Genomic DNA, 25,305 nt, shown 5'->3' on the forward strand with positions numbered 1-25,305 from the left:
CGGCCGTTGCCTTCGGATTCGACGACGACGAGGGTGCCGGTGTCGGCGATCATGAAGTTGGCGCCGGAGATCCCGACTTTCGCGCGGAGGAACTTCTCCCGCAGGTGGAGGCGGGCGGCTTCGGCGAGGTCGGCGGGGGTGTCGGTGAGGTTGTCGGGTGCGGGGCGGCCCCATTTGGTCATCTGGGTGTGGAAGATGTCGCGGATCTGGTGGCGGTTTTTGTGGATGGCGGGGACGAGGATGTGGGAGGGGAGGTCGTTGCCGAGCTGGACGATGAGTTCGGCGAGGTCGGTTTCGTAGGCGGTGATGCCGGCGGCGGTCAGGGCGTCGTTGAGGCCGATTTCCTGGGTGGCCATGGATTTGACTTTGACGACTTCGGTTTCGCCGGTGTCCTGGACGAGGCGGGTGATGATGCGGTTGGCGTCGTCGGCGTCCAGGGCCCAGTGGACGGTGCCGCCGGCGGCGGTGATGTTCTCCTCGAGCTGGAGGAGGTAGTGGTCGAGGTGGCGCAGGGTGTGGTCCTTGACGGCGGCGCCCGCTGCGCGGAGTTGGGGCCAGTCGGCGAGTTCTGCGATGGCTCTGGCGCGTTTGTCGCGGATGGTGTGGGTGGCGTGGGTGAGGTTCGCGCGGAGCTGGGTGTCCTTCGTGGACGAGGCGGCGGCCTTCGGGAACGACGGCAGACCCAGATACGTACCACTCATCGGACCACTCCTCCATTGCGCGCGCCGCCCGTGGCGACATGGACCGGAACCCCGGCGGTCGGGACCGTCAGCGGGTGCTCCCGCGTACTGGCCAGGATCTCCGCGATGTGCACCGGGCGGATGGCGGTGCGCTGCCGGGACATCGTGCCGTCCAGGTGCATCAGGCAGGAGTTGTCGGCCGCGCACAGCACGTCGGCGCCGGTCTCCTCCGCGTGCCGCACCTTGTCCGCGGCCATCGCGGCCGAGACATCGGGATTCTTCACGGCGAAGGTGCCGCCGAAGCCGCAGCACTCCTCCGCACCCTCCAACTCCCGCAGCTCAAGCCCCTTCACAGCCTCCAACAGCCGCCGGGGCCGCTCACCGAGCCCCAGCATCCGCAGCCCGTGACAGGTGGGGTGGTACGTCACTGTGTGCGGGAAGTACGCGCCCACGTCCGTCACCCCCAGCACGTCCACCAGGAACTCCGTCAACTCGTACGTCCTGGGCACCACGTCGGCCAGCGCCTCGCTCAACTCGTCGCCGCGGCCCTCCTCCCGGGCCCGTTCGCCGAGGCGCGGGTAGATGTCCCGCACCATCGCCGCGCAGGAGCCGGACGGCGTGACCACGTAGTCGTATCCGGCGAAGACCCGCGCCTGGCGGCGCGCCAAAGGCTCCGCCTCGTGCCGGTAACCGGTGTTGTAGTGCGCCTGGCCGCAACACGTCTGCCCCATCGGGAAGTCCACCTCGACGCCGAGCCGCGTCAGCAGCGCGACGACGGCCTGGCCGGTCCGTGGATAGAGCGTGTCGTTCACGCAGGTGAGAAACAGGGCGGCACGCATCGCGGCTCCCTCGGGGTCGTGCGGGCGGATGACGGACGGCGGTTGGGCGGGTGACGGACGGTCAGGGGGCGGCGGGGGCACCGGAGATACGGGCGTCCGCCGCGTCCCAGGCGCGCAGGTCACCGCGCGGCTCGTACCGGCGCAACTCCTGCGTGTCGGCGACCAGTTGCCGCATCCGGGCCAGGTCGCCGACAAGGCCGTGGGTGCGGGCCTGGACGAGGATGTTGCCGAGCGCGGTCGCCTCGGTGGGCCCGGCGATCACCGGCAGCCCGGACGCGTCCGCGGTGAGGCGGCACAGCAGTTCGTTGCGGCTGCCGCCGCCGACCAGATGGATGTGGGTGATCTCCCGGTCGGCGAGTTCGGCGGCCTTGCGCAGCACCCTGCGGTGCGCGAGCGCCAGGCTCTCCAGCACGCAGCGGACCAGCGCGCCCCGGCTCTCCGGCGGGCGCTGCCCCGTACGCACGCAGTAGTCCGCGATGGCCGCGGGCATGTCGGCCGGTGCCAGGAACTCCGGCGCGTCCGGGTCGATCACCGCGCCGAACGGCTCCGCGCGGCCCGCGTCCGCGAGCAGCGACGCCAGCTCGGAGGGCTCGCCGCGCGCGGCCCAGACCCGACGGCACTCCTCCAGCAGCCACATCCCCATGATGTTCCTGAGATAGCGGAACGTGCCGTCGATCCCGCGCTCATTGGTGAAATTCGCGGCCCGCGACGCCGCGCTGAGCACCGGCGCGTCCAGTTCGAGCCCGGCCAGCGACCAGGTGCCGCAGGAGATGTACGCGGAACCCGGCGCGGTGGCCGGTACCGCCGCCACCGCGGAGGCCGTGTCGTGCGAGCCCACCGTGGTGACCCGCGTCCCCGCCGCCAGACCCGTGGCCGCCACGATGTGCGGCAGCAACTCCCCTGCGCTGTCGCCCGGTTGCCGCAGCGGCGGCAGCAACGCCGGGTCCAGGCCGATCCGGTCGGCGAGGTCCCGCGACCACTCGCCCGTACGGGCGTCCAGCAGGCCCGTCGTCGAGGCGTTGGTGACCTCCGCACCGACACTGCCGGTCAGCCAGTGCGTCACCAGGTCGGGGATCAGCAACAGCGTCCGCGCGGCGGCCAGTTGGACCGTGTCCCGCGCCGCCGCGAGCTGGAACACCGTGTTGAACGGCAGGTGCTGGAGGCCGTTGGCCGCGTACAGCTCCTGCGCGCCGACCTCGTCCCGCACCCGCGGCGCCACCTGCGCCGTACGGCTGTCCCGGTAGTGGTACGGGATCCCCAGCAGCGCGCCGTCCGCGTCCAGCAGGCCGTAGTCCACCGCCCACGTGTCCACGCCGACGGACGCCACCGCGGCGCCCGACCTCGCCGCCTCGCGCAGTCCGTCCAGAACGCCGGTGAACAGGCCCGGCAGGTCCCAGTGCAGCCCGCTCGGCAGCCGCACCGGCACATTCGCGAACCTGTTCACTTCCGTGAGGGCCAGTTCCCCGCCGCCCACCCGGCCCACGACGACGCGGCCGCTCGTCGCGCCGAGGTCCGCCGCCGCGAACACGCCTGCGGCTGGGCTTGCGCCTGGGGGTTCGCCGATCATGCCTCTCCTTATACGGCCACTCCTGCGGAGTGCGGTCCTTCATTCTTCCCGCCCCGCGCCCCGGAACGGCTCTCCTACGCGAGGCGTTAGGCCGAATCTTTTGGGGGCGCGGGGAACTGCGCGCTCAGCCGAAGCGCTCCCGCAGGTCACCACCGGCCCCAGAGGGGCAATTCGGTGGTGTCCCGACCACCGGCCGGTGGGGGCTTGTCGCGCAGTTTCCTCCCCCAGCCTTACGCCGGGAGGTGCCCCCGGCGCCCCCGACGGGGCACGTCCTGCGCAGGGCGAACGCCTAGGGCCGTGCCCTTGAACACCGGCCCTGCGCAGGGTGACACGCCCTAGCGGAGGAAGGCGGCTGCGACGCCCGCGTCGACGGGGATGTGAAGCCCGGTCGTGTGGGTCAGCTCCCCGCCGGTGAGGGCGAAGACGGCATTGGCGACGTGCTCGGGAAGAACTTCTCGCTTCAAGAGCGTCCGCTGCGCGTAGAACTCCCCGAGCTTGGCCTCCTCGACGCCGTAGACGGCCGCCCGCTTGGCCCCCCAGCCGCCGGCGAAGATGCCGGAACCACGGACGACCCCGTCGGGGTTGATGCCGTTGACACGTACCCCGTACTCACCCAACTCGGCGGCGAGGAGACGCACTTGGTGGGCCTGGTCGGCCTTGACGGCCGAATAGGCGATGTTGTTGGGCCCGGCGAAGACCGCGTTCTTGGAGGCGATGTAGACGATGTCGCCGCCCAGCTTCTGCTCGATCATGACGCGCGCGGCGGCGCGGGAGACGAGGAAGGAGCCGCGGGCCATGATGTCGTGCTGGAGGTCCCAGTCCTTGGCGGTGGTCTCCAGGAGCGGCTTGGAGATCGAGATCCCCGCGTTGTTGACGACGAGGTCGACCCCGCCGAAGGCGAGCAGCGCGTCGGCGAAGGCCGCCTCGATCTGCTCCTCGGAGGTGACGTCCACGGTGACCGCGACGGCCTTGTCGGGACCGCCCAGCTCCTCGGCCACGGCGGCGGCGTTGCCCGCGTCGAGGTCCGCGACCACTACGCAGGCGCCCTCGGCGACCAGCCGCTGGGCGATGGCCTTGCCGATGCCGGACCCGGCACCGGTGACGAGCGCGATCCGGGTGGCCAGCGGCTTCGGCTTCGGCATCCGCCGCAGCTTGGCCTCCTCCAGCTCCCAGTACTCGATACGGAACTTCTCCGACTCCTCGATCGGCTTGTACGAGGAGACGGCCTCCGCGCCGCGCATCACGTTGATGGCGTTGACGTAGAACTCGCCCGCGACGCGCGCGGTCTGCTTGTCCTTGCCGTAGCTGAACATGCCGACGCCCGGCACGAGGACGATCGCCGGGTCGGCGCCTCGCATGGCGGGGGAGTCGGGCGAGGCGTGCCGCTCGTAGTAGGCGGCGTACTCGGCGCGGTACTCCTCGTGCAGCGTGCGCAGCCGGGCCTCGGCCTCGTCGAGGGCCGTGCCCGCGGGCAGGTCGAGGACCAGCGGGCGGACCTTGGTGCGCAGGAAGTGGTCCGGGCAGGACGTGCCCAGCGCCGCCAGCCGCGGGTGCTCGGCGCGCGACAGGAAGTCCAGCACCTCGGGGGAGTCGGTGAAGTGGCCGACCTGCGGCCGGTCCTGGGAGGCGATCGAGCGCAGCAGCGGTGCCAGCGCGGCGGCCCGTGCGCGCCGCTCGGACTCCGGCAGCGGCTCGTACCCGTCGAGCATCGCGCCGAACGGGTCGGCCTTGCCGCGCTCCTGGAGGAAGGTCTCCGCGGTGTGGATGATGTGCAGCGAATTGCGTTCGCACTCCTGCGAGGTGGCGCCCCAGGCGGTGACGCCGTGCCCGCCCAGCACACAGCCGATCGCCTCCGGGTGGGCCTCCTTGACCGCCGCGATGTCCAGCCCGAGCTGGAAGCCGGGGCGGCGCCAGGGCACCCACACCACGGTGTCGCCGAAGCACTCCTTGGTCAGCGCCTCGCCGTCGGCCGCGCACGCCAGCGCGATACCGGAGTCCGGGTGCAGGTGGTCCACGTGCGCCGCGTCCACCAGCCCGTGCATCGCGGTGTCGATCGACGGCGCCGCGCCGCCCTTGCCGTGCAGGCAGTAGTCGAAGGCGGCGACCATCTCGTCCTCGCGCTCGACCCCCGGGTAGACCTCGGTGAGGGCGCGCAGCCGGTCCAGGCGCAGCACCGCGAGACCGGAGCCGGTGAGCGTACCGAGGTCGCCGCCGGACCCCTTGACCCACATCAGCTCGGTGTCGGCCCCGGTCACCGGGTCGGGCGCGGTGCCCTTGGCGGACGTGTTGCCGCCCGCGTAATTGGTGTTGCGCGGATCGGATCCGAGCCGGTTCGAACGGCCGAGCAGCGCCCCGACCGTGCTGTCGTCGGAACTGGAGGCGGAAGCCATGCGGTGTCCTTCGGAGGAATGAGTACGGGTGCGGGTGCGACGAGCTCGACCGGCTCGGAGGCTCCACTGCGCGTCGCGGAGCCGGTCGGCCGCGTGGGCTCGCCGTCAGGAGAGTCGGCGAGTGAACCGAAGCGGAGCGGTCGCTGTTGAAAGGGAGAACGCGCGCAGGTTGTGAGGAACGAGCAACCGAGCACGATCGACCGTCGACAGCGACTAAGCGCAGCGGAGGTGAACCGAGCCTTAAAAAATCAAGCGCCCCAGCCGGCCTGTTCGCCGCCGACGCGTTCCGAGGTGATGCGGGTGGCCCAGCCGGAGCCGCGGTAGGCGGCCATCGGGTCGGGGTCGAGACCCAGTTCGGTGCGCACCTCGGCGAGCAGCGGCCGGACGTCGGTGTTGTAGGCGTCCATCAGTACGGCGTTGGCCTCCAGTACGTCACCGGCGCGCTGGGCGGCGCCGAGAGCGTCGAGGTCGACCAGCAGCGCCTTGGCGGTGGCCTCCTGGACGTTCATCACCGAGCGGATGATCGCGGGGATCTTCGCCTCGATGTTGTGGCACTGGTCGAGCATGAAGGCGACGCCGGTCTCCTGCTCCAGGCCGCCGTTCTTGGCGACCTCGTGCATGATCCGGAAGAGCTGGAAGGGGTCGGCGGAGCCGACCATGAGGTCGTCGTCGGCGTAGAAGCGGGAGTTGAAGTCGAAGCCGCCGAGCTTCTTCTCGCGCAGCAGGAACGCGACGATGAACTCGATGTTGGTGCCCGGCGCGTGGTGGCCGGTGTCCACGACGACCTGCGCCTTGTCGCCGAGCTTGAGGCAGTGCGCGTAGGAGGTGCCCCAGTCGGGGACGTCCGTGGTGTAGAAGGCGGGCTCGAAGAGCTTGTACTCCAGCAGCATCCGCTGGTCGTCGCCGAGCCGGTCGTACACCTGGGACAGGGCCTCGGCGAGCCGGTCCTGGCGGGCGACGATGTCGTCCTGGCCCGGGTAGTTGGTGCCGTCGGAGAACCACAGCTTCAGGTCGCGCGAGCCGGTGGCGTCCATGATGTCGACGCACTCCAGCAGATAGCTGACGGCCTTGCGGCGGATCGCGGGATCGGCGTTGGTGACCGAGCCGAGCTTGTAGTCGTCGTCCTGGAAGACGTTGGAGTTGATCGCGCCCAGGGTCAGGCCGCGCTCCTTCGCGTACGCGCCGAGCGCCGCGTAGTCGTCCACCAGGTCCCAGGGGATGTGCAGGGAGACGATGGGCGCGACGCCGGTGGCCGCGTGCACCTGGGCGGCGTCGTCCAGCTTTTCGTACGGGTTACGCGGCACGCCCTCCTGCCTGAACACCTTGAAACGGGTGCCCGAGTTGCCGTAGGCCCACGAAGGGGTCTCGATCCGCTGGGACTTCAGCGCCGCCTTCACGGCCGACAGGTCTGTCATGGCAACCTCTGTGAATCGTTTCATTTGACGGCTCACCTTAAAGGCGACACTGCGCCATGTCAATGGTCATGACGAGAACCCGATGGCGGGCCGGTCGCCGTTATTGAATCGTGTCACATGAGCCGGACGCGCTGCTAGAGGGTCTCTTTCCAGCCGCGATTGGCCGTCCGTCGGGGGTTGATCTCCCGAAATGGCTTCCACGGACTCTTGACGGCCTGATCAAGCGGGGCTAACGTCCCGGCAACTCCATTGAAACATTTCACCCCGCGGCGCAAGACCGGGAGATCCAGGAGACATCAATGACCGACCCCGAACCGGAACGGACTCCGGTCCTCGCGCTGGAGGGGGTGAGCAAGTCCTTCGGCGCGGTACGGGCACTGCGCGACGTCTCACTGCGGCTGTACGCGGGTGAGGCGCACGCCCTCGCGGGGGAGAACGGCGCCGGCAAATCGACCTTGATCAAGGCACTGGCCGGGGTGCACCGACCGGACACCGGAACGGTACTGCTCGACGGCGCGCCGGTGGTCTTCCACGGCCCGGCCGACGCGCGCGACGCCGGTGTGGCCGTCATCTACCAGGAGCCCACGCTCTTCCCCGACCTCTCCATCGCCGAGAACATCTTCGTCGGCCGCCAGCCGCGCCGCTCGCTCGGCCGGGTCGACCACAAGGCCGTGCACAAGGCCACCGAGCAACTCTTCAAGCGGCTCGGCGTCGACCTCGACCCCGACCAGCCCGCCCGCGGCCTGTCCATCGCCGACCAGCAGCTCGTCGAGATCGCCAAGGCGCTCTCCTTCGACGCCCGCGTGCTGATCATGGACGAGCCCACCGCCGCCCTCACCGGCAGCGAGGTCGCCCGGCTCTTCGGCGTCGTCAGGGCGCTGCGCGAGGACGGCGCCGCCGTCCTGTTCATCTCGCACCGGCTGGAAGAGGTCTTCGCGCTGTGCCAGCAGGTCACCACCCTGCGGGACGGCGCCTGGATCGCCAGCGAGCCGGTCGACGGCCTCACCGAGGACGACCTGGTCCGCCGGATGGTCGGCCGTGACCTGGACGAGCTCTACCCCAAGCAGGACGCCAAGGTCGGCGACGTCGCGCTGAGCGTGCGCAGGCTGACCCGTGAAGGCGTCTTCACCGACGTGTCCTTCGACGTCAGGCGCGGCGAGATCGTCGGCCTGGCCGGACTCGTCGGCGCCGGGCGCAGCGAGGTGGCCCGCGCCGTCTTCGGCGTGGACCGCTGGGACGCGGGCGAGGTCGAGGTCGACGGCCGCCCGCTGAAGTCCGGCGCCCCCAGCCTCGCCATGGCCGCGGGCCTGGCCCTCGTACCCGAGGACCGCCGCGAACAGGGCCTGGTCATGGAGATGTCCATCGAGCGCAACATCAATCTCACCGGCTTCAAGGCCACCACCCGCGCGGGCCTGATGGACCGCGGCGCCGAGCGCAGCCGCGCCGTCGACTGGGCCATGCGCCTCCAGGTGAAGTACGCCCGGCTCGCCGATGTCGTCGGCACGCTGTCCGGCGGCAACCAGCAGAAGGTGGTGCTGGCCAAGTGGCTGGCCACCGACCCCCGGGTGCTGATCGTCGACGAGCCCACCCGCGGCATCGACGTCGGCACCAAGGCCGAGGTGCACCGGCTGCTCTCGCAGCTCGCCGCCGACGGCCTCGCCGTCCTGATGATCTCCTCCGACCTCCCGGAGATCCTCGGCATGGCCGACCGTGTCCTGGTGATGCACGAGGGCCGGCTGGCCGCCGACATCCCGCGCGCGGACGCCACCGAGGAATCCGTCATGGCAGCGGCCACCGGCCGCGGAAGGAACGCGGCATGACCATGACCGCCAAACCGGCGTCGGCCGCGCCGCCGGACACGGCCTCCACCGGCGGCCTCCTCGACCGGGTGCTGAAGGTCAGGGAACTGGCCATCCTCGTCGTCCTGGTGCTGATGCTGCTGGCCACCCAGCTCGACAACAGCGCCTTCCTGTCCCAGCAGGGCATCAAGGACCTGCTGCTCAACGCGACCATCCTGGTGCTCGTCGCGGTCGGCCAGGCCATGGTGGTGATCACCCGGAACGTCGACCTGTCGGTCGGCTCCACGCTGGGCATCACCGCCTTCGCCGCGGGCGAGTTCCTGCGCGGCGGCGGCAATCCGCTGGTCGCCATCCTGATCGCGGTCGCCCTCGGCGCCGGATTCGGCATCGTCAACGGCCTGTTGGTCAGCCTCGGCCAGGTGCCCGCGCTGGTCGTCACCCTCGGCACGCTCTACATCATCCGCGGCCTGGACTCGATCTGGTTCGGCTCCAAGCAGATCACCGCCGCCGACCTCCCGTCGGGCTTCGGCAGCTTCGGACACGACGGCCTCGGCGCCGTCCCGTATCTCGCGCTGCTCACCGCGGTCGTGCTGATCATCGCCGCGTACTACCTGCGCAGTTACCGCAGCGGACGCGACCTGTACGCGCTCGGTTCGAGCCCGGAGGCCGCGCGGCTGGCCGGTGTGCCGGTCCGCAAGCGCATCCTCACCGCCTACATCGTCTGTGGCGCCCTCGCGGGCCTGGCGGGCGCTCTCTACCTCGCCCGCTTCGGCAATGTCGACTCCGGCACCGGCAGCGGCTACGAACTCACCGTCGTCAGCGCCGTGGTGGTCGGCGGCGTCGCCTTCACCGGCGGCTCCGGCAGCCTGTACGGCGCCGCGCTCGGCGCCCTGCTGCTGACCTCGATCAACAGCGTGCTCCCCTCGATCGGCGTCAGCTCCGTATGGGTGCAGGCCATCGACGGCGTCCTCCTGCTGCTGGCCATCGCCGTCGACCGGGTGGTCGCGCTGCGGGTCGCGGCGGTGCTCCGTAAGCGGGCCGCACAGACAAGGAGTGCGACAACTCATGCCTGAGCCAACGAAATCCACCGGTCCGGCGAAGGCCGCGAAGCCGTCCGCCGGTACGAAGCCGCCCGCCGGTACGAACCCGTCCGCCGGTACGAAGCCGTCCGCGAGCGCGAAGCCCGCCACCGCGGGCCGTACGGCGACCGGTTGGGCGCGGGACGCGTTCCGCTGGGACACCGTCGTCGGAGCCCTGCTCGTCGTCCTGCTGCTCTGCTCCTTCTCCCTGGTCGACAACTTCGGCAACGCGCTGAATCTGTCGTTCCTGATCGGCAACACCCTGCCGATCGCGCTCATCGCGCTGCCGATGACGATGCTGGTGATCTCCGGCGAGATCGACCTGTCGGTCGGCTCCACCGCGGGCCTGTCCGGCGCCGTCATGGGCAAGCTGTGGAACGACGGCATGGCCATCGAGATGATCATCCCGCTGTGCATCCTGCTCGGCGTGGTCTGCGGCCTGGTCAACGGCCTGCTGGTGACCCGGCTCGGACTGCCCTCGCTGGCCGTCACCATCGGCACCCTGGCCGCCTACCGCGGCATCGCGCAGATCGTGCTCGGCTCCAACTCGGTGACCGACTTCCCGCAGCAGTACCTGGACTTCGGCTCCGCGCGGATCGGCGGCACCTTCATCCCGCAGGCCGCCATCCCGTGGGCCGTCCTGCTGGTCATCGCGGTCGTCGTCCTGCACGCCACCCCGGTCGGCCGCTCGCTGTTCGCGGTCGGCGCCTCGCAGGAGGCCGCGCGCTTCGCGGGCATCCGCACCAAGCGGCTGAAGCTGTCGATGTTCGTCGCCACCGGCACGATCTCCGCGCTCACCGGCGTCTTCTGGGCCCTGCACTACGCCAGCGCCCGCTACGACAACGCCACCGGCCTCGAACTGTCCGTCATCGCCGGTGTGCTGCTCGGCGGCATCGACTTCGACGGCGGCAAGGGCACGCTGGGCGGCGCGATCGCCGGAGTGTTCCTGCTCGGCGCGCTCCAGAACGTGATGAGTCTGATCAACGTCTCCGCGCAGTCCCAGATCCTGATCACCGGAGTCCTGCTGGTGATCTCGGTACTGGCACCGCGGGTGGCCCGGCAGGTGGGCAGGGCGCGAGCCCGGCGCAGAACCGCCGACGCGCCACCACCGGCCGCACTGGCCGCCACCTGACCCCCCGCACCACGCACGTCGTCCGAACACCCTCACCTGGTCGTCACCTGCCGCGAGTGCGGCATCGAAAGGACACCCGCATGTCGTACAGAACCGCCCCCGCCCGTCGCGCCGCGGCCGCGGTCGCCGTTGTCGCCGTCGTCGCGCTCAGCGCCGCTGCCTGTGGCGGCACCACCAAGAAGTCCAGCTCGGACTCGGAATCGGCCTCCGCCGGATCCGGTACGAAGGCGTCGGCCTCCGCCGACCCGAACGCGCCCGTCAAGAAGGGCCTGACCATCGCCTACCTGCCCAAGCAGGTGAACAACCCGTACTTCACCATCTCCGACAACGGCGGCAAGAAGGCCGTCGAGGCGCTCGGCGAGAAGTACAAGGAGGTCGGCACCAGCAGCGGCACCGACACCGCGGGCCAGGTCAGCTACGTCAACACCCTGACGCAGCAGCAGGTCAGCGCCATCGCGGTGTCCGCGCAGGACCCCGGCGCGCTGTGCACCGCGCTGAACCAGGCCCGCAAGAACGGCGTCAAGGTCGTCACGTACGACTCGGACACCAACACCAACTGCCGTGACGCGTTCGTCTCGCAGGCCAGCGCGGAGGACCTGGGCCGTACCGAGGTCCAGTTGATGGCCAAGCAGATCAACAACAAGGGCCAGATCGCGATCCTGTCGGCGGCCCAGACGGCCACCAACCAGAACACCTGGATCGACTTCATGAAGGACGAGCTGAAGAAGCCGGAGTACAAGGACATCCAGCTCGTCAAGGTCGCCTACGGCAACGACGACGCGCAGGCGTCGTTCCAGCAGACCCAGGGCCTGCTCCAGCAGTACCCGAACCTGAAGGGGATCATCTCCCCGACCACGGTCGGCATCAAGGCCGCGGCGCAGTACCTGAGCGGTTCCAAGTACAAGGGGAAGGTCCAGCTCACCGGCCTGGGCACGCCCAACGACATGCGCGCGTACGTCAACAACGGCACCGTGCAGTCCTTTGAGCTGTGGGACCCGGCCAAGCTCGGCGCGCTCGCGGGCTACACCGCCGTCGCGCTGGCCTCCGGCCAGATCACCGGCGCCGAGGGCGAGACCTTCACCGCGGGCGACATGGGCACCTTCACCGTCGGCAAGGACAGCGTCATCGTCCTCGGCAAGCCGACCGTCTTCGACAAGGCGAACATCGGCCAGTTCAACTTCTGAGCCGACGGCACCATCCAGTAAGGCAGTTGGACCGCCGGCCCTGTGGGTCCGGGCCGGCGGTGTGCGGAAGGAAATCCTCAAGTGCGGCGCGTCTGCTTTGTGTTGAAGGTCCGTCAGGAACGGCTGGACGAGTACCGTGCCAGGCACGCGGACGTCTGGCCGCGCATGCGTGAGGCGCTGTCCGCCGCCGGCTGGCACAACTACTCGCTGTTCCTGCGCGAGGACGGCCTGCTCGTCGGCTATCTGGAGACCGAGGACTTCGAGCGGGCGCGCGCCGCCATGGACGGTACGGAGGTGAACGCCCGCTGGCAGGCGGAAATGGCGGGCTTCTTCGAGGAGTTGGACGGCGCCGCGCCCGACGCGGCGATGGTCCCGCTCACCGAGGTGTTCCACCTTCCGTGAACATGAGAGGTTGGAACGATTCAGTTCGTGCCGGATCAACCAGCACGCACTGTGCTTGAATAAGTTCAATGCGTTGATTCCGGGTGAACGTCGAGCACGTCGCGCCGACGCCGGATGAGCGTTACGAGGAGCCCTGCCTGCGGCGGGCGGGACGGAGCAGTGGAGCCCATGGTTGGGATCAAGGACGTGGCACGGCAGGCGGGTGTCTCGGTCGGGACCGTCTCCAATGTGATCAACCGCCCGGACCTGGTGTCCGAGGAGACCAGGACCCGGGTGCAGTCGGTCATCAGCCGCCTCGGCTACATACGGAGTGAGTCCGCCCGCCAACTGCGGGCCGGGGCAAGCCGTATCGTCGCGCTGCTCGTCCTCGACATGGGCAACCCCTTCTTCGTCGACGTGGCCAGCGGCGCCGAGCGCGCCGCCCGCGCCGCCGGACTCGGCGTCATGGTCTGCAACAGCGCGCAGAGCACCAGCGAGGAGGTCGAGTACCTGTCGCTCTTCGCCGAGCAGCGGGTGCGCGGCGTGCTGGTCACCCCCGCCGACGCGACCGGACACAGCCTCAAGACGCTGCGCAGCCAGGGCATTCCGTACGTCCTGGTCGACCGGGTCTCCGCCGACGTCGCCGTCTGCTCGGTCTCGGTGGACGACGTCGTCGGCGGACGCCTCGCCGCCCAGCACCTGATCGCCGCGGGACACCGCTCGATCGTCTACGTCGGCGGCCCGCCCGAACTCCCGCAGGTCCGCGACCGCCGCGCCGGGGCGCTCGCCGCGCTGGCCGAGGCCGGACTGCCGCCCGAATCGCTGACCGAGGTGTCCGCCGAGCGGCTGGACGTCTCGGCGGGCCGCGACGCCGGAGCCCGGCTGCTCGGCCTGGCGCCCCGGCCCACCGCCGTCTTCTGCGCCAACGACCTGCTGGCCCTCGGGGTCCTCCAGGCGGTCTTCGCCGCCAGGATCGCGGTCCCCGAGGAGATGGCCATCGTCGGTTACGACGACATCGAATTCGCCGCCGCCGCGGCCGTACCGCTGACCTCGGTCCGGCAGCCCGCCGTCGCGATGGGGCGGCTCGCCGCCGAGATGCTGCTGGAGGAGACGGCGGACCCCGAGGGCCACGAGCACCGCCAGGTCGTCCTCCAGCCGGAGCTGGTCGTGCGCGGCTCCAGCCTCGGGGCGCGCTGAGGGGGTCCGGCCGCGCGCCCCGCGTTACGTGAGCGGGGCGTCGTTCGGCCGGGTCGGGACGGCGTCCAGCGCGGCGAGGGTCGCGGCGTCGAGCGTGAGCGCGCCCGCGGCCACGTTCGCTTCGAGGTGGGCGGTGTTCGACGTGCCCGGGATGAGGTGGACGTTCGGCGCGTGGTGCAGCAGCCAGGCCAGGCCGATCTGGGAGGGGGTGGCGCCCAGCGCCCGCGCCGCGGCGATCACCGCCGGTTCGTCGGTCACCTTCGGCAGGCCGGGGAAGGCGCTGCCGAGCGGGAAGTACGGCACCCACGCGATGTCCTGCGCGGTGCAGAGGGCCAGCATGTCCTCGTCGTCGCGCGCCACGAGGCTGTACGCGTTCTGCACGCACGCGATGCCCGCCGGGATCGCCCGGCGCAGATTGTCCAGGCTCACGCTGCTCAGCCCGATCGCGCCGATCTTGCCCTCGTCGCGCAGCGCCACCATCGTCGCGAGCTGGTCGTCGAGTTCGACCACCTGGTCGCCCTCGGCCCGCAGGCCCGGCCCGACATCGGTGCGGCGCAGATTCACCAGCGGGATCCGGTCGAGGCCGAGGCTCGCGAGATTGTCCTCCACGGCCGCCCGCAACTCCTCGGGCTTCTGCGCGAGTCGCAGGTGCACCGGGCCGCCGGAATCCGGTGCGGCCCCCACCTTGCTGGCGACCAGCACCTCGTCCTCGGACCTGACCGCCTCGCGGATCACCCCGTTGACGAAGCCGTCGCCGTAGAACTGCGCCGTATCGACGTGGTCCACCCCGAGTTCGACCGCCCGCCGCAGTACGGCGACCGCGGCGGCCCGCCCGGCCCGCTCCGTCAGTTGCATCGCCCCGTACCCGACGCGCGACACCGTCCGCCCGGCCAGCGCCCCCGCCCCTCCGGCCCGCCGCGCCCCGCCGGCCGTCGTCCCGTCCGAGGTCATCCCGCTGGAAGCCATGAGCATCCCGTTCCCGTGCGACACCAGAACAAGCGGAGGTCACTCCGCTTCTTCGACCGTACCACTACCGGAGATCCCTCCGCTTTGCTCCGGCGCTCTCAGCCCGCCCGCGGCGGCGGGCGTTAATTCGGTGGCGGAGGCGGTGGGGGAGGGGCTACGGTCCCTGATGTTGGAGCGGGAGCCGCGGAAGTGGCTCGCCGCTGTCGGCTCGTGAGTACGGCCAGGAGGTGTGACTCGATGACTGCCTTGGTGATGGGCGCTGCCCAGATGCGGAAGTTCATTCAGTTCACCTCTGTGGTCTCCGGCTGACCTCTCTTCTTCTGCCGCGCCGATCGGACGCGCGGTGCCGGGGCCCTGTTGGAAGGGTTTCCCTTGTCTTTCTCGTCTTCTTCCTTCTCGTCGTCGTCCTCCTCTTGGTCCTCACTCGTCCCGTACGGCTGGGACTCGCTGCTGGACGACGCCTTCTCGGCGTACGCGGCGGACGGACTGGTGCCCGCGCGGATCGTGCGGGTCGACCGGGGGATGTGCGACGTCGTCGTCCCCGACGGCGCGGACGGTCTGCTGACGGTCCGCGCCGACACCGATCCGGTGCACTCGCCGGATCCGATGCTCGTGGCGTGCACCGGGGACTGGGCGGCGTTCGACCCGGACCCGGCGCAGCCGAAGGGCCCGTCGGTACGGGCGCTGCTGCCGCGCAGGACCGCGATCGTACGGTCGGCGTCGTCCAAGCGCTCCGAGGGCCAGGTGCTCGCGGCCAATATCGACCACGCGGTGATCGCGGTGTCGCTGGCGGCCGACCTCGATCTGGGGCGCCTCGAACGCTTCCTCTCCCTGGCCTGGGAGAGCGGCGCGCAACCGGTGGTCGCGCTGACCAAGGCGGACCTCGTGCCGGACACCACCTATCTGCTGGAGGACGCCGAATCGGCGGCGCCCGGAGTGCCGGTCCTGGTGGTGAGCGCCACGACCGGGGAGGGGATCGAGGCGCTGTCGGAGCTGCTGGCGGGCGGCACCTCGGTGCTGCTCGGCCAGTCGGGCGCGGGCAAGTCCACGCTCACCAACGCCCTGTTGGGGCGCGAAGCGCAGGAGGTGCAGGCCACCAGGGACTCCGACGGCAAGGGCCGGCACACCACGACCACGCGTGACCTGCTGCCGATGCCGCAGGGCGGGGTGCTGATCGACACGCCGGGGCTGCGCGGGGTCGGCCTGTGGGACGCGGAGTCCGGGCTCCACCAGGTGTTCTCCGAGATCGAGCAACTGGCCCGCGACTGCCGCTTCCAGGACTGCTCGCACCAGTCGGAGCCGGGCTGCGCCGTCCTGGCCGCGCTGGAGGACGGCACCTTGCAGCACCGCCGTCTGGAGAGTTACCGCAAGCTGCTGCGCGAGAACGCGTGGATCGCCTCACGCACCGACCAGCGGCTGCGCTCCGAGATGCGGCGCGAGTGGAAGCAACGGACCGCGGCGGGCCGGGAGATGTACGAGCGCAAGCGCGGCGGGGGCGGCGGCCACCGCCGCCGGTCCTGAACCCGGTCCCGTACGGCCGACCGTACGGGTGCGGACCCTATCCGGCGCCGCCGCCAGGACCCTGCTGGTGGCGGCGCCGCACCGCGATCGGGCTGCCCGCACTCCAGAACGAGCCGACGACACAGGCGACCACGAGCACGACGATCACGACGCCGAGAATCACGCTGTATGCCATGTCGGACCTCCTCGCCTCCGGCACGGCCTTCACCGTGCCCTCACCTTCGCTACCTGTTCGTGACCTTCCCTTCGCCCGACGTTCCCAACCCACAGGTGGGGGACCGGTGTTCGCGCGTGGGTTCGATCCGATGAAGTGACGGTATGTCAGGCGGAGTCGGGCGGTGCCGAGTGCCCTCGGACGGGCGCGGTGCGGCGCTCAGGGGGAAGTGTGGTGCTCGGGCCGGGATTCGGCGCTCAGGCGGAGGCGCGGACCACGAGGTGCGTCGGCGTGACGATGGAGGACAGGGCGGGAACGCTCTGCGGGCCCGTCGGCGGCGCCACCGCGCGCAGGAGGAGGCGGGCCATGAGGCGGCCCATTTCCTCGATGTCCTGGCGGACGGTGGTCAGGGGCGGGTCGGTCCATTCGGCGACGGAGACCATGTCGTCGAAGCCGACGACGGCGATGTCGTCGGGGACGCGGTGTCCTGAGGTGCGCAGGACGCGCAGGGCGCCGGAGGCCATGACGTCGGAGGCGGCGAAGACGGCGTCCAGGTCGGGGCAGCGCTGGAGGAGTTCGGCCATGGCGCGGGCGCCGCCTTCCGGGGTGAAGTCGCCCTCGGCGATCATCCGCGGGTCGGTCTCCGGCAGCACGTCACGGAACCCGTCCAGCCGGTCCACCGACGCCGTCTGGTCAAGTGGCCCCGCGATGTGGGCGATCCGGCGGCGGCCGATCCTCAGCAGGTGCCGTACCGCGTCCCGTGCGCCGCCCCGGTTGTCGCAGTCCACGTACAACGTGCCGTGGTCGCTGTCGAAGTCGGTCCAGCCGGGCCGCCCGCCGATCACCGTGGGCACTCCGGCCCTGCGGGCCAGCACGGGCAGCGAGTCGTCGGTGTGCAGCGAGAAGATCAGCGCGCCGTCGACGTGTCCGCCCGCCAGATAACGGCCGACCCGCTCGTAATCGGCGGCCCCTTCGGTCAACAGCAGCACCAACTGGTTGTCCCGCGCGGTGAGTTCCTTGCTGATCCCGCGCACCTGCTGCGCGAAGAACGGGTCGGTGAAGAACCGCGTCTCCGGCTCGGCGACCACCACCGCGATGGCGTCATTGCGCCGCGTCACCAACGTGCGGGCCGCCTGATTGGGCACATACCCCAGCTCGTCCACGGCCTTGCGGACCCGCTCCACCAGCGGCGCCCGTACCCCTTCGCTGCCGTTGACCACCCGCGAGGCGGTGGCACGCGACACCCCGGCCCGCGCGGCGACGGCCTCCAGCGTAGGACGCGGCGCGAAGCTCGGGTCGGACAAGGGACGTCTCCTTCACGCGGAAATAACAGAAAACCGGGGGCCGGTACGCGCACAGCGTAACGGGTCCCCCGGCGGGGCGTGAGAGCGCTCTCCGTGTCGGTTCGGCAGGTGAGACGGGTGTGCCGTGTGTGCGCCTTGTGCGGGCCGGGCGACGGTGGTGCGAGCGACGCCCGGCGAGGTCCGGCGCGCGGGGTCAGTCCTCCAGGCCCCAGCCGATGATCGAGTACGGGTGGATCCGGATCAACTCGTCGCTCATCTGCGCGCCGAGGTCGTGCGGGCCCACGACCTGCTCGGCGGTGCCGCGGATCTCGACCCCGCGCACCGTCCACGGGTCGGTGCCCGCGATGTCGTCCACGACCAGCGACACGTAGTGGTTCGCCGCCACATTGCGCCACTTCTTCGTGGCGCCCATCGTGTAGCCGCCGATGTCGACCGTGCCGTCCGGGCGCAGGAAGTAGCCGACCGGATTGGCCTGCGGACGGCCCTGCGCGTCCACGGTCGCCAGCCGCCCGAGGCGCTGCGTGCGCAGATAGCGCAGCTCGGCCTCGGTCAGCGCTGTCCTGGGTGTCTTGATCGCCATGCCCTCACCCTCACACGGGTGAGCACACCGGGCCATTGGACCTTTGACCTATCCAGGACCTAGGCCGAGTGGGGACGCGCGGTCGTACGGCCATACGTATGTCCGTACGACCGCACACCCCGTACGTCTCCCCCTGAGCGCGGGGCCGGGTGCCGGTCAGCCCGCGATCACCGCGCCCAGCCACGCGCCCGCCACGACGAGGCACGCCAGGAGTTCGACCAGGACGGAGCCGCCCACCGCGCGCATCGCGGTGCGGGTCGCGGTCCAGGCGGCGCGGTGGCCGCCGAGGCGTACGCGCTCGGTCGCGTAGATCGTGCCGACGAAGCCGAGGACCGCGCCCACCACCGGGATCAGGAAGAAACCGGCGATGGCGAAGGAGCCCGCGACCAGCACGGTGTGCCAGGTGATGCCCGAATCGCGGATCCGGCGCGCCGGGAGCAGCCACACCACCACCTGGACGACGGCCAGCAGACCGGTCGCCCCGGCCAGTACGCCCCAGGTCAGGCTCGTGTGCTCCTGCGTCGCCCACCACATGACGGCGGCCCAGCAGAGCAGCGTCCCCGGCACGCCGGGGGCCAGCACACCGACGAGTCCGAGCAGCATCACCGCGCCGATCAGGCACACCTGTGCGGTCCCCATGAGCCCACCCTGCCCGATGAAGCGCCCGTCCGCCGGGCGGATCACCCTCGGGGCGCAAGGCGAGACCTGTCCGAGACCCGCAGGACCACTCGCGTACGCCGCTCGTACGCCGTCCGTACGCCGTGGGGACGTCGTCGGTCCGCCGCGCCGTCAACCGTCCGGTGGCGCGCTCACCCTTCCGGCGGGACCGGCGGGACCGTCGGCCCGGCCACCGGTCACCGGCCGCCGCGTACGGCCCCGCGCTCATACGTCCGTGTCGCCGCGCGCCACCCAGCCGCGTTCGTAGGCGTGCCAGCCGAGCTGGAGGCGGGTGGTGACCTCGGCGATCTCCATCAGCCGTTTGACCCGGCGCTGCACGGTGCGCAGCCCGAGGTCGAGCTGCTTGGCCGCCGAGGCGTCCGTCAGACCGGCCAGCAGCAGCGAGAGGATGCGCAGGTCGGTGCTGTCCGGCGCTTCGGGGGACTCCTCGGCCACGGTGCCCGTCCCGTCCAGGCTCAGCGGCATCCCCTGCCGCCACACTCCCTCGAACAGCCCCATCAGCGACTCCAGCAGCCCGCTGGCGTGCACGACCAGCGCGGCGGGCTGGGCGAGGCGGCGGGTCAGCGGCACCATCGCCAACGACCGGTCGGCCACCACCAGTTTGGTCGGCACCCGGTCCACCACCCGCACCTGTTCGTTCCTGCCGAGCGCGGCGGACACCTCCGTGAAACCGCTCGGGCTCGTCACGACGGAACGTTCCAGCACCACGCGGTACGTGACGCCGCGTCGGGACGCCTCCTGCTCGGCGTCGTTCTCCGTCCCGGTGATGGCCACCGGGCGGTCGGTGACCAGGGCGCAGACCTCGCTCTCCGCGCCGAACTGGAGTTGCAGGAAGCGCTGCGCCACCGCGTTGGCGCCGGTGACCACCTCGACCAGGTCGTGCACGGCCGGTTCCGTCGCCTCCGCGCGGAACTCGGCGGCCAGGACGGCGGCGGCCAGCTCCGCCTGCTCCAACTCGTGCCGCTGCCGGGTCAGCAGCGCCGACAGCGCCACGGCCGGTGGCGCGGCGACCCAGCGGCCGGGCCGCGCCGACGACTGCGCGACCAGCCCGTGCCCCTCCAGCCTGCGCAGGATGCGGCCCGCGTCCTCCTCGTTCAGCCCGAGGCGGTGCGACAGGTCGCCGACCTCGGCCGCGCCCAGGCCGACCAGCGCCCGGTAGGCCGATTCCTGCACTTCGTCCAGACCGATGGCGCCGAGCACGGAGCCCCCTCCCTGCGGTGATGGTGACGGTGGCGGAAATGAGCCACGGCGGTTTCCCGCCTTGGTCATCTTGTACTCCCGCAGGTCCGCTCTGCCAGTGTGATCGACACCGAGCTTTGCGGAGAGCTTGACGGAGAGCTTCACGGGGAGCTTTCCGGTGGCTTCGCGGGAGTCGGGACGGAGGGCGCCGGGGACGGTGTCCGTGGCAGCCCCCGCAAGAAGTCTCCGGACGCGTCCGAAGGTCTCGGTGCGGTCCCCGGAGGATCTTTCCCGAGGTCCCGGCCGGGGACGGCGACTCCGCCGGGCGGCCCTGCTGTGGGGGCGGGGCCGGCCCGGCGGTTCCACGTTTCCCGGCGGCCCGTGCGGTGGACAATAAGGGCATGAGCCAGCAGGGGGACTCCCACAGCAGCCAAGAGGACGACTGGTGGCGTCAGTTGTACGACGACGACGCGGCCACGCCGTCCGCCACGCCGGATTCCGTCGACGCGCACTTCGATACGGCGCTGGACGCGGTGGCGCCTCCGCCGCCGACGCCGGCCGCCGACACGTTGCGACTGCGTCGGCCCACTCCGCCGCCTCCGCCCCCTTCCTGGCCGGGGCCGCCGCGCACACCGGGTGCGCCTCCGGCGCCGGTCCCGACCACGGTGCCGGTCTCGGCTCCGGAGCCCGCTTCGGTGTCGATTCCGGCTCAGCAGGACGCGTCGCCCGAGGTGCCGGTCGACGTGGTGCCGGTCGACGTGGTGCCGGTCGACGTGGTGCCGGCCGACGTGGTGCCAGCCGAGCGGCCGGCCGAGCCGCCGGTCGAGTCCTCGGCCGAACCACCCGCCAAGCCGTCGATCGCCGCGCCGGACGCGCCGCCGGTCGATGACGCTCCCGCGTGGGACGCCTGGTCGGCCGAGCCGACCTTCGGCACGGCGCCGCCGCCACCGGAAGAGACTCCGGAGGCCGCCGCGCCCGAGCCCACTCCGCCGCCTCGGCCGGAGCAACGCCCTTGGGACGCCTGGTCGTCCGCTCCCACCTTCGCGGAACGCCCCGAGCCGTCGGCCCCCGCCCCGGAGCCCCGCGAGGCGCCGCGCCCCGCGTCCGACTCCTGGTGGACCCGCTCACCTTCGGCCGCCCCCGAGCCGGCACCGGCGCCGGAGCCCGTCGCCGAAGAGCCGGAGGCGCCGGAGGGCGATACGCCCGGAGCCTCGTGGGACGCGTGGTCGGCCACCCCGACCTTCGCCGTCGAGGACCCCCCGCCCGCTTCCCCGGACGAGCCTGCCCTCTGGCCCCGCACCGCCTGGCAGGCCCCGACCCCCGAGACGGCCGAACCGGCACCGGCCGAACCGGCACCGGCCGAGCCGGACGATTCCGGACCGCCGTCGCCGAACGACTCGGCGCTCGACCAACTCCTGGCAGCCCGCCGCCCCGCGCCCGAGCCGCCCCCCTCCGACAACTCCTGGGCCACCCCCGAGCCGGACCGCCCCGAGGCCGAGCCCCACCGCCCGCTTACCGCCCCGACCGGCGCGGCGGACCCCAACTACCCCTGGCCGCCCGCCCCGACCACGCCGAGCGCACCCCCGAGCCCGCAGACCGCCCCGCCCGGACCTGCCCCCGGTCGTTCCCCTTCGGCGGCCCAACCACCCGCCCCTGCGACACCGGACGAGCCCGCCCAGCCCATTCCCCCGCAGCCGTCCGCCCCGCCCGAGCCCCGCCGCCCGTGGGTCCCCCCGACCGAGGCGGAGTCCGCCCAGTCGGGTCCCTCCCCGCAGGCGGCTGACGCCGCGCCTGTCCCGGCCGACCGGGAGGCCCCCACCGCCTCCCCGGAGCCCGGCTCTCCCTGGGCTGTCCCGCCCGGGGCGGAGGTCGATCGCTCCTGGGCGGCCCCGCCGCCCGCCGTACCGGAGCCCGATCAGCCGAGCCCCCCGCAGCAGTCCGCCCCGGCCGAGCCCCGCCTTCCCTGGGTGGGTCCGACTGCCGTGGGTGTGCCGACCGCAGCGCAGAACGATCAGCCGGGTCCTTCTCCGGAGGCACCGGCCCAGCCGGGTCCTTCTCCGGAGACGCCTGCGGCCGAGGCCGAACCGGTCGAGCCGGAACCCGATCCGTCACGCCCTTCGCAGGCGGCTGACGCCGAGTCTGTCCCGGCGGTGCCGGGCGAGTCCGACGTACCGGGGCCCGATCAGCCCAATCCCCCGCAGCCGTCCGCTTCGGTCGAGCCCCGCCGTCCGTGGGCGGGGCCCGCGGTCGTCGGCGTGCCGGTCGGCGGGCGGAAGGGGCAGGCGGGGGAGCGGGACGGTGCCGACGCCGGGACCGGGGCGACCGAGGGCGCAGGGAAGGCGGCCGGGTCGGCGGCGGGGTGGGGGCGGGAGACGGCGTTCGTGGAAGGGGAGGTGCGGTGGGCGCCGGAGCTGCCGCCCGGGTGGGTGGCGGCGGTGGGGGCGCGCGACGAGGTCGCGGAGCCGGAGGTGGTGGGCGGGGGACCGCCGACGTACGCGGCGGAGCCGACCGCGTGGCCGGAGGCGGAACCGGACGACCTCGGCGCCCTGGTGGCGGACACGGTGCTGGACGGCGCGCGGTACGGCCGCATGACGGTCCGGACGGTGTCGCTGCGCGGCGACTCGGCGCGGTACCGGGGCCAGCCCCGCAGGGACGCCCTGCTCACGGCCCGCTTCGGCAGCGGCGACGAGGCGCTGCTGCTGGTCGCGATGGCCAGCGGCGCCCGCGCGGCGGACGACGCGCACAAGGCGGCGCAGGACGCGGTGCGGTGGATCGCGGGCGCGGTCGGCCGGAGCAGGAACCGGCTCTCTGACGACCTGCGCGCGGCCCGCAGAGGCTCGCTCAAGTCGGGCCTGCACCGGCTGACCGACCGTTGCTACGGACGCCTGCGGGCCCGCGGCGAGGACCTGGGCCTGGACGAGGGCACGTACACCGCCTCGCTGCGCTGTCTGCTGCTGCCCGCGGACCCGGAGTGCCGGACCCGGCTGTTCTTCGGCGTCGGCGACGGCGGACTGTTCCGGATCAGGGACGACACCTGGCAGGACCTGGACCTGGCGCCGGACGAGACGGCGGCGCCGTTCCGCTTCCGGGCCACCGTCGCGCAGCCCGGCGACGCGCTGGTGATGTGCAGCGGCGGCCTCGCGGAACCGCTGCGCGGCGAGCCCGCGCTGGCCGTCCACCTGGCAGGCCGCTGGGGCGCGGGACCGCCCGGCATGGCCGCGTATCTGGCCGACGCCCAGACCCGCGTCAAGGGCTACGCCGACGACCGGACGGCGGTGACCGTCTGGGACGCGTGACCGGGCGCGCCCCGGCGCTCCCGGATGCGGGGCCACCCACTTCCCGGTGAGATGAGAGGAGTCACCGACGAGGACAGGTGGGCCCGATGGCGAAGCAGACCGTGGCCGAGCAGTTCATCGACGTGCTGGTGCGCGCGGGCGTACAGCGCGTGTACGGGGTGGTGGGCGACAGCCTCAACCCCGTCGTGGACGCCGTACGCCGCAACCGTTCCATCGAATGGGTGCACGTACGCCACGAGGAGGTCGCGGCCTTCGCGGCGGGCGCGGAGGCCCAGCTCACCGGCAAGCTCGCGGCCTGCGCGGGTTCCTGCGGCCCCGGCAATCTGCACCTGATCAACGGCCTGTACGACGCGCACCGCTCGATGGCCCCGGTGCTGGCGCTCGCCTCGCACATCCCCAGCAGCGAGATCGGCACCGGCTACTTCCAGGAGACCCACCCCGACCAGCTCTTCCGCGAGTGCAGCCACTACAGCGAGCTGATCTCCAACCCGGCGCAGATGCCGCGGGTCCTCCAGACCGCCATCCAGCACGCGGTGGGCCGCGGCGGCGTCAGCGTCATCAGCCTGCCGGGCGACATCGCCGCCCAGACCGCGCCGCAGCGCAGCATCGAGCACGCCCTGGTCACCCGCCGCCCCACCGTCCGCCCCGGCGACGCGGAACTCGACGTCTTCGCCCGGCTCGTCAACGGCGCCAACAAGGTCGCCCTGTTCTGCGGCAGCGGCACCGCGGGCTCGCACGACGAGGTGATGGCCTTCGCCGAACGCGTCAAGGCCCCGGTCGGCCACGCCCTGCGCGGCAAGGAGTGGATCCAGTACGACAATCCGTACGACGTCGGCATGAGCGGTCTGCTCGGCTACGGCGCCGCGTACGAGGCGATGCACGAGTGCGACCTGCTGATCCTGCTCGGCACCGACTTCCCGTACAACGCCTTCCTGCCGGACGACGTGACGATCGTGCAGGTCGACGTGCGGCCCGAGCACCTCGGGCGCCGCTCGAAGCTGGACCTGGCGGTGTGGGGCGACGTCGGCGAGACGCTGCGCTGCCTGACGCCGAAGGTGCGGGAGAAGTCCGACCGCAAATTCCTCAACCGGATGCTGAAGAAGCACAGCGACGCGCTGGAAGGCGTCGTGAAGGCGTACACCCGCAAGGTCGACAAGCACGTGCCGATCCACCCGGAGTACGTGGCGTCCGTGCTCGACGAAGAGGCCGCGGACGACGCGGTGTTCACCGTCGACACCGGCATGTGCAATGTGTGGGCGGCGCGTTATCTGACGCCCAACGGCAAGCGCCGCGTCATCGGCTCCTTCACGCACGGCTCGATGGCGAACGCGCTGCCGCAGGCGATCGGCGCGCAGTTCCTCGACCGCCGCAGGCAGGTGGTGTCGATGTCGGGCGACGGCGGCTTCACCATGCTGATGGGCGACTTCCTGACGCTCGTCCAGTACGAACTCCCCGTCAAGGTCGTGCTGTTCAACAACTCCTCGCTCGGCATGGTCGAGCTGGAGATGATGGTCGAGGGCCTGCCCGCGTACGGCACCACCAACCACAACCCGGACTTCGCGGCCATCGCCAACGCCGCCGGGGCCTACGGCGTCCGGGTCGAGAAGCCCAAGGACCTGCGGGACGCGCTGCGCGGCGCCTTCCGGCACAAGGGGCCCGCCCTGGTCGACGTCGTGACCGACCCGCACGCCCTGTCCATCCCGCCGAAGATCACCGGCGAGCAGATCGGCGGCTTCGCGCTGTCGGTGGGCAAGGTCGTACTGGACGGCGGCGTCGGCAAGATGGTGCAGCTCGCGCGCTCCAATCTGCGCAACGTGCCGCGCCCGTAGCCCCGTTCGGCTCCGTTGTGACCCAGGACCGCGCCCTCCGGCACACCCCGACCGGCACCTTCCACCGGCTCGACCCCCCCGTCCCGGTCCAGCGGTGCCCGGACAATCAGCCGTCGCTGTACGGGTACCGCGGGA

20 protein-coding genes are annotated in these 25,305 nt (G+C 71.8%); 9 read left to right on the plus strand and 11 right to left on the minus strand.

What is annotated here, in order from left to right:
* The 5 genes from ACFY9V_RS28655 to rhaI form a co-directional block, all read right to left on the minus strand.
* Window positions 1–701, minus strand: a 701-nt coding sequence (locus ACFY9V_RS28655) for an LUD domain-containing protein (RefSeq protein WP_391163561.1), incomplete at its 3' end; no start/stop codon positions are given.
* Complete coding sequence (locus ACFY9V_RS28660) at window positions 698–1,519, minus strand: (Fe-S)-binding protein (RefSeq protein ID WP_355350145.1); 822 nt, start codon at window positions 1,517–1,519, stop codon at window positions 698–700. The genes ACFY9V_RS28660 and ACFY9V_RS28655, both read right to left, overlap by 4 nt.
* Before the next feature lie 61 nt (window positions 1,520–1,580).
* A complete protein-coding gene (locus tag ACFY9V_RS28665; protein WP_391163563.1) occupies window positions 1,581–3,086 on the minus strand; it encodes an FGGY-family carbohydrate kinase in 1,506 nt (501 codons plus the stop codon).
* A gap of 335 nt (window positions 3,087–3,421) precedes the next feature.
* Complete coding sequence (locus ACFY9V_RS28670; RefSeq protein WP_391163565.1) at window positions 3,422–5,476, minus strand: bifunctional aldolase/short-chain dehydrogenase; 2,055 nt, start codon at window positions 5,474–5,476, stop codon at window positions 3,422–3,424.
* A 248-nt stretch (window positions 5,477–5,724) separates the two neighbouring features.
* Window positions 5,725–6,891 (minus strand): L-rhamnose isomerase, encoded by a 1,167-nt coding sequence (gene rhaI, locus ACFY9V_RS28675; protein WP_391163566.1) that lies wholly within the window; start codon window positions 6,889–6,891, stop codon window positions 5,725–5,727.
* 299 nt (window positions 6,892–7,190) lie between these two features.
* On the opposite strand from rhaI, the gene ACFY9V_RS28680 reads away from it, so the two are divergent.
* The 6 genes from ACFY9V_RS28680 (at window position 7,191) to ACFY9V_RS28705 (ending at window position 13,663) form a co-directional block, all read left to right on the plus strand.
* Window positions 7,191–8,711 carry a sugar ABC transporter ATP-binding protein gene (locus ACFY9V_RS28680; RefSeq protein ID WP_355350157.1) on the plus strand — a complete coding sequence of 507 codons (1,521 nt, stop codon included), beginning with the start codon at window positions 7,191–7,193 and terminating at the stop codon, window positions 8,709–8,711.
* A complete protein-coding gene (locus tag ACFY9V_RS28685) occupies window positions 8,708–9,763 on the plus strand; it encodes an ABC transporter permease (protein WP_355350160.1) in 1,056 nt (351 codons plus the stop codon). Before ACFY9V_RS28680 ends, ACFY9V_RS28685 begins: the two co-directional genes overlap by 4 nt.
* Complete coding sequence (locus ACFY9V_RS28690; protein WP_391163567.1) at window positions 9,756–10,901, plus strand: ABC transporter permease; 1,146 nt, start codon at window positions 9,756–9,758, stop codon at window positions 10,899–10,901. Before ACFY9V_RS28685 ends, ACFY9V_RS28690 begins: the two co-directional genes overlap by 8 nt.
* An 80-nt stretch (window positions 10,902–10,981) precedes the next feature.
* Complete coding sequence (gene rhaS, locus ACFY9V_RS28695; protein WP_391049393.1) at window positions 10,982–12,085, plus strand: rhamnose ABC transporter substrate-binding protein; 1,104 nt, start codon at window positions 10,982–10,984, stop codon at window positions 12,083–12,085.
* Window positions 12,086–12,166: 81 nt separating this feature from the next.
* On the plus strand, window positions 12,167–12,487 hold the full coding sequence (locus ACFY9V_RS28700; RefSeq protein ID WP_391163568.1) for an L-rhamnose mutarotase: 321 nt from the start codon (window positions 12,167–12,169) through the stop codon (window positions 12,485–12,487).
* A 159-nt stretch (window positions 12,488–12,646) separates the two neighbouring features.
* Window positions 12,647–13,663, plus strand: a complete 1,017-nt coding sequence (locus ACFY9V_RS28705; protein WP_355350172.1) for a LacI family DNA-binding transcriptional regulator — start codon at window positions 12,647–12,649, stop codon at window positions 13,661–13,663.
* A gap of 24 nt (window positions 13,664–13,687) precedes the next feature.
* On the opposite strand, the gene ACFY9V_RS28710 is transcribed toward ACFY9V_RS28705, so the two are convergent.
* Entirely contained in the window at window positions 13,688–14,629 is a 942-nt protein-coding gene (locus tag ACFY9V_RS28710) for an aldo/keto reductase (protein ID WP_391163569.1), read from the minus strand.
* Window positions 14,630–15,001: 372 nt separating this feature from the next.
* On the opposite strand from ACFY9V_RS28710, the gene rsgA reads away from it, so the two are divergent.
* On the plus strand, window positions 15,002–16,150 hold the full coding sequence (gene rsgA / locus ACFY9V_RS28715) for a ribosome small subunit-dependent GTPase A (protein ID WP_391163570.1): 1,149 nt from the start codon (window positions 15,002–15,004) through the stop codon (window positions 16,148–16,150).
* Window positions 16,151–16,187: 37 nt separating this feature from the next.
* Here the strand turns inward: rsgA and ACFY9V_RS28720 are convergent, their stop codons facing one another.
* The 5 genes from ACFY9V_RS28720 to ACFY9V_RS28740 form a co-directional block, all read right to left on the minus strand.
* On the minus strand, window positions 16,188–16,325 hold the full coding sequence (locus tag ACFY9V_RS28720) for a hypothetical protein (RefSeq protein ID WP_188282881.1): 138 nt from the start codon (window positions 16,323–16,325) through the stop codon (window positions 16,188–16,190).
* Window positions 16,326–16,561: 236 nt separating this feature from the next.
* Window positions 16,562–17,608 (minus strand): LacI family DNA-binding transcriptional regulator, encoded by a 1,047-nt coding sequence (locus tag ACFY9V_RS28725; protein ID WP_355350182.1) that lies wholly within the window; start codon window positions 17,606–17,608, stop codon window positions 16,562–16,564.
* Window positions 17,609–17,801: 193 nt separating this feature from the next.
* A complete protein-coding gene (locus ACFY9V_RS28730) occupies window positions 17,802–18,188 on the minus strand; it encodes a PPOX class F420-dependent oxidoreductase (protein WP_355350185.1) in 387 nt (128 codons plus the stop codon).
* Window positions 18,189–18,344: 156 nt separating this feature from the next.
* Window positions 18,345–18,827 (minus strand): DUF456 family protein, encoded by a 483-nt coding sequence (locus ACFY9V_RS28735; RefSeq protein ID WP_391049398.1) that lies wholly within the window; start codon window positions 18,825–18,827, stop codon window positions 18,345–18,347.
* A 243-nt stretch (window positions 18,828–19,070) separates the two neighbouring features.
* Window positions 19,071–20,066 carry a helix-turn-helix domain-containing protein gene (locus ACFY9V_RS28740; RefSeq protein WP_355338832.1) on the minus strand — a complete coding sequence of 332 codons (996 nt, stop codon included), beginning with the start codon at window positions 20,064–20,066 and terminating at the stop codon, window positions 19,071–19,073.
* 380 nt (window positions 20,067–20,446) lie between these two features.
* On the opposite strand from ACFY9V_RS28740, the gene ACFY9V_RS28745 reads away from it, so the two are divergent.
* Window positions 20,447–23,341 carry a protein phosphatase 2C domain-containing protein gene (locus ACFY9V_RS28745; RefSeq protein WP_391163572.1) on the plus strand — a complete coding sequence of 965 codons (2,895 nt, stop codon included), beginning with the start codon at window positions 20,447–20,449 and terminating at the stop codon, window positions 23,339–23,341.
* Between the two features lie 86 nt (window positions 23,342–23,427).
* On the plus strand, window positions 23,428–25,170 hold the full coding sequence (locus tag ACFY9V_RS28750) for a pyruvate dehydrogenase (protein ID WP_355338838.1): 1,743 nt from the start codon (window positions 23,428–23,430) through the stop codon (window positions 25,168–25,170).
* The last annotated feature ends 135 nt before the right edge of the window (window positions 25,171–25,305 follow it).

Origin of the sequence: Streptomyces sp. NPDC008317 (assembly GCF_042955955.1) — a bacterium.
GTDB lineage: Bacteria > Actinomycetota > Actinomycetes > Streptomycetales > Streptomycetaceae > Actinacidiphila.

What these genes read in the sequence shown, in the direction of transcription:
- ACFY9V_RS28660 (WP_355350145.1), bottom strand. Translation starts at nt 1,519, where the DNA reads ATGCGTGCCGCCCTGTTTCTCACCTGCGTGAACGACACGCTCTATCCA.
- ACFY9V_RS28665 (WP_391163563.1), bottom strand. Translation starts at nt 3,086, where the DNA reads ATGATCGGCGAACCCCCAGGCGCAAGCCCAGCCGCAGGCGTGTTCGCG.
- ACFY9V_RS28670 (WP_391163565.1), bottom strand. Translation starts at nt 5,476, where the DNA reads ATGGCTTCCGCCTCCAGTTCCGACGACAGCACGGTCGGGGCGCTGCTC.
- rhaI (WP_391163566.1), bottom strand. Translation starts at nt 6,891, where the DNA reads ATGACAGACCTGTCGGCCGTGAAGGCGGCGCTGAAGTCCCAGCGGATC.
- ACFY9V_RS28680 (WP_355350157.1), top strand. Translation starts at nt 7,191, where the DNA reads ATGACCGACCCCGAACCGGAACGGACTCCGGTCCTCGCGCTGGAGGGG.
- ACFY9V_RS28685 (WP_355350160.1), top strand. Translation starts at nt 8,708, where the DNA reads ATGACCATGACCGCCAAACCGGCGTCGGCCGCGCCGCCGGACACGGCC.
- ACFY9V_RS28690 (WP_391163567.1), top strand. Translation starts at nt 9,756, where the DNA reads ATGCCTGAGCCAACGAAATCCACCGGTCCGGCGAAGGCCGCGAAGCCG.
- rhaS (WP_391049393.1), top strand. Translation starts at nt 10,982, where the DNA reads ATGTCGTACAGAACCGCCCCCGCCCGTCGCGCCGCGGCCGCGGTCGCC.
- ACFY9V_RS28710 (WP_391163569.1), bottom strand. Translation starts at nt 14,629, where the DNA reads ATGGCTTCCAGCGGGATGACCTCGGACGGGACGACGGCCGGCGGGGCG.
- ACFY9V_RS28720 (WP_188282881.1), bottom strand. Translation starts at nt 16,325, where the DNA reads ATGGCATACAGCGTGATTCTCGGCGTCGTGATCGTCGTGCTCGTGGTC.
- ACFY9V_RS28730 (WP_355350185.1), bottom strand. Translation starts at nt 18,188, where the DNA reads ATGGCGATCAAGACACCCAGGACAGCGCTGACCGAGGCCGAGCTGCGC.
- ACFY9V_RS28735 (WP_391049398.1), bottom strand. Translation starts at nt 18,827, where the DNA reads ATGGGGACCGCACAGGTGTGCCTGATCGGCGCGGTGATGCTGCTCGGA.
- ACFY9V_RS28745 (WP_391163572.1), top strand. Translation starts at nt 20,447, where the DNA reads ATGAGCCAGCAGGGGGACTCCCACAGCAGCCAAGAGGACGACTGGTGG.
- ACFY9V_RS28750 (WP_355338838.1), top strand. Translation starts at nt 23,428, where the DNA reads ATGGCGAAGCAGACCGTGGCCGAGCAGTTCATCGACGTGCTGGTGCGC.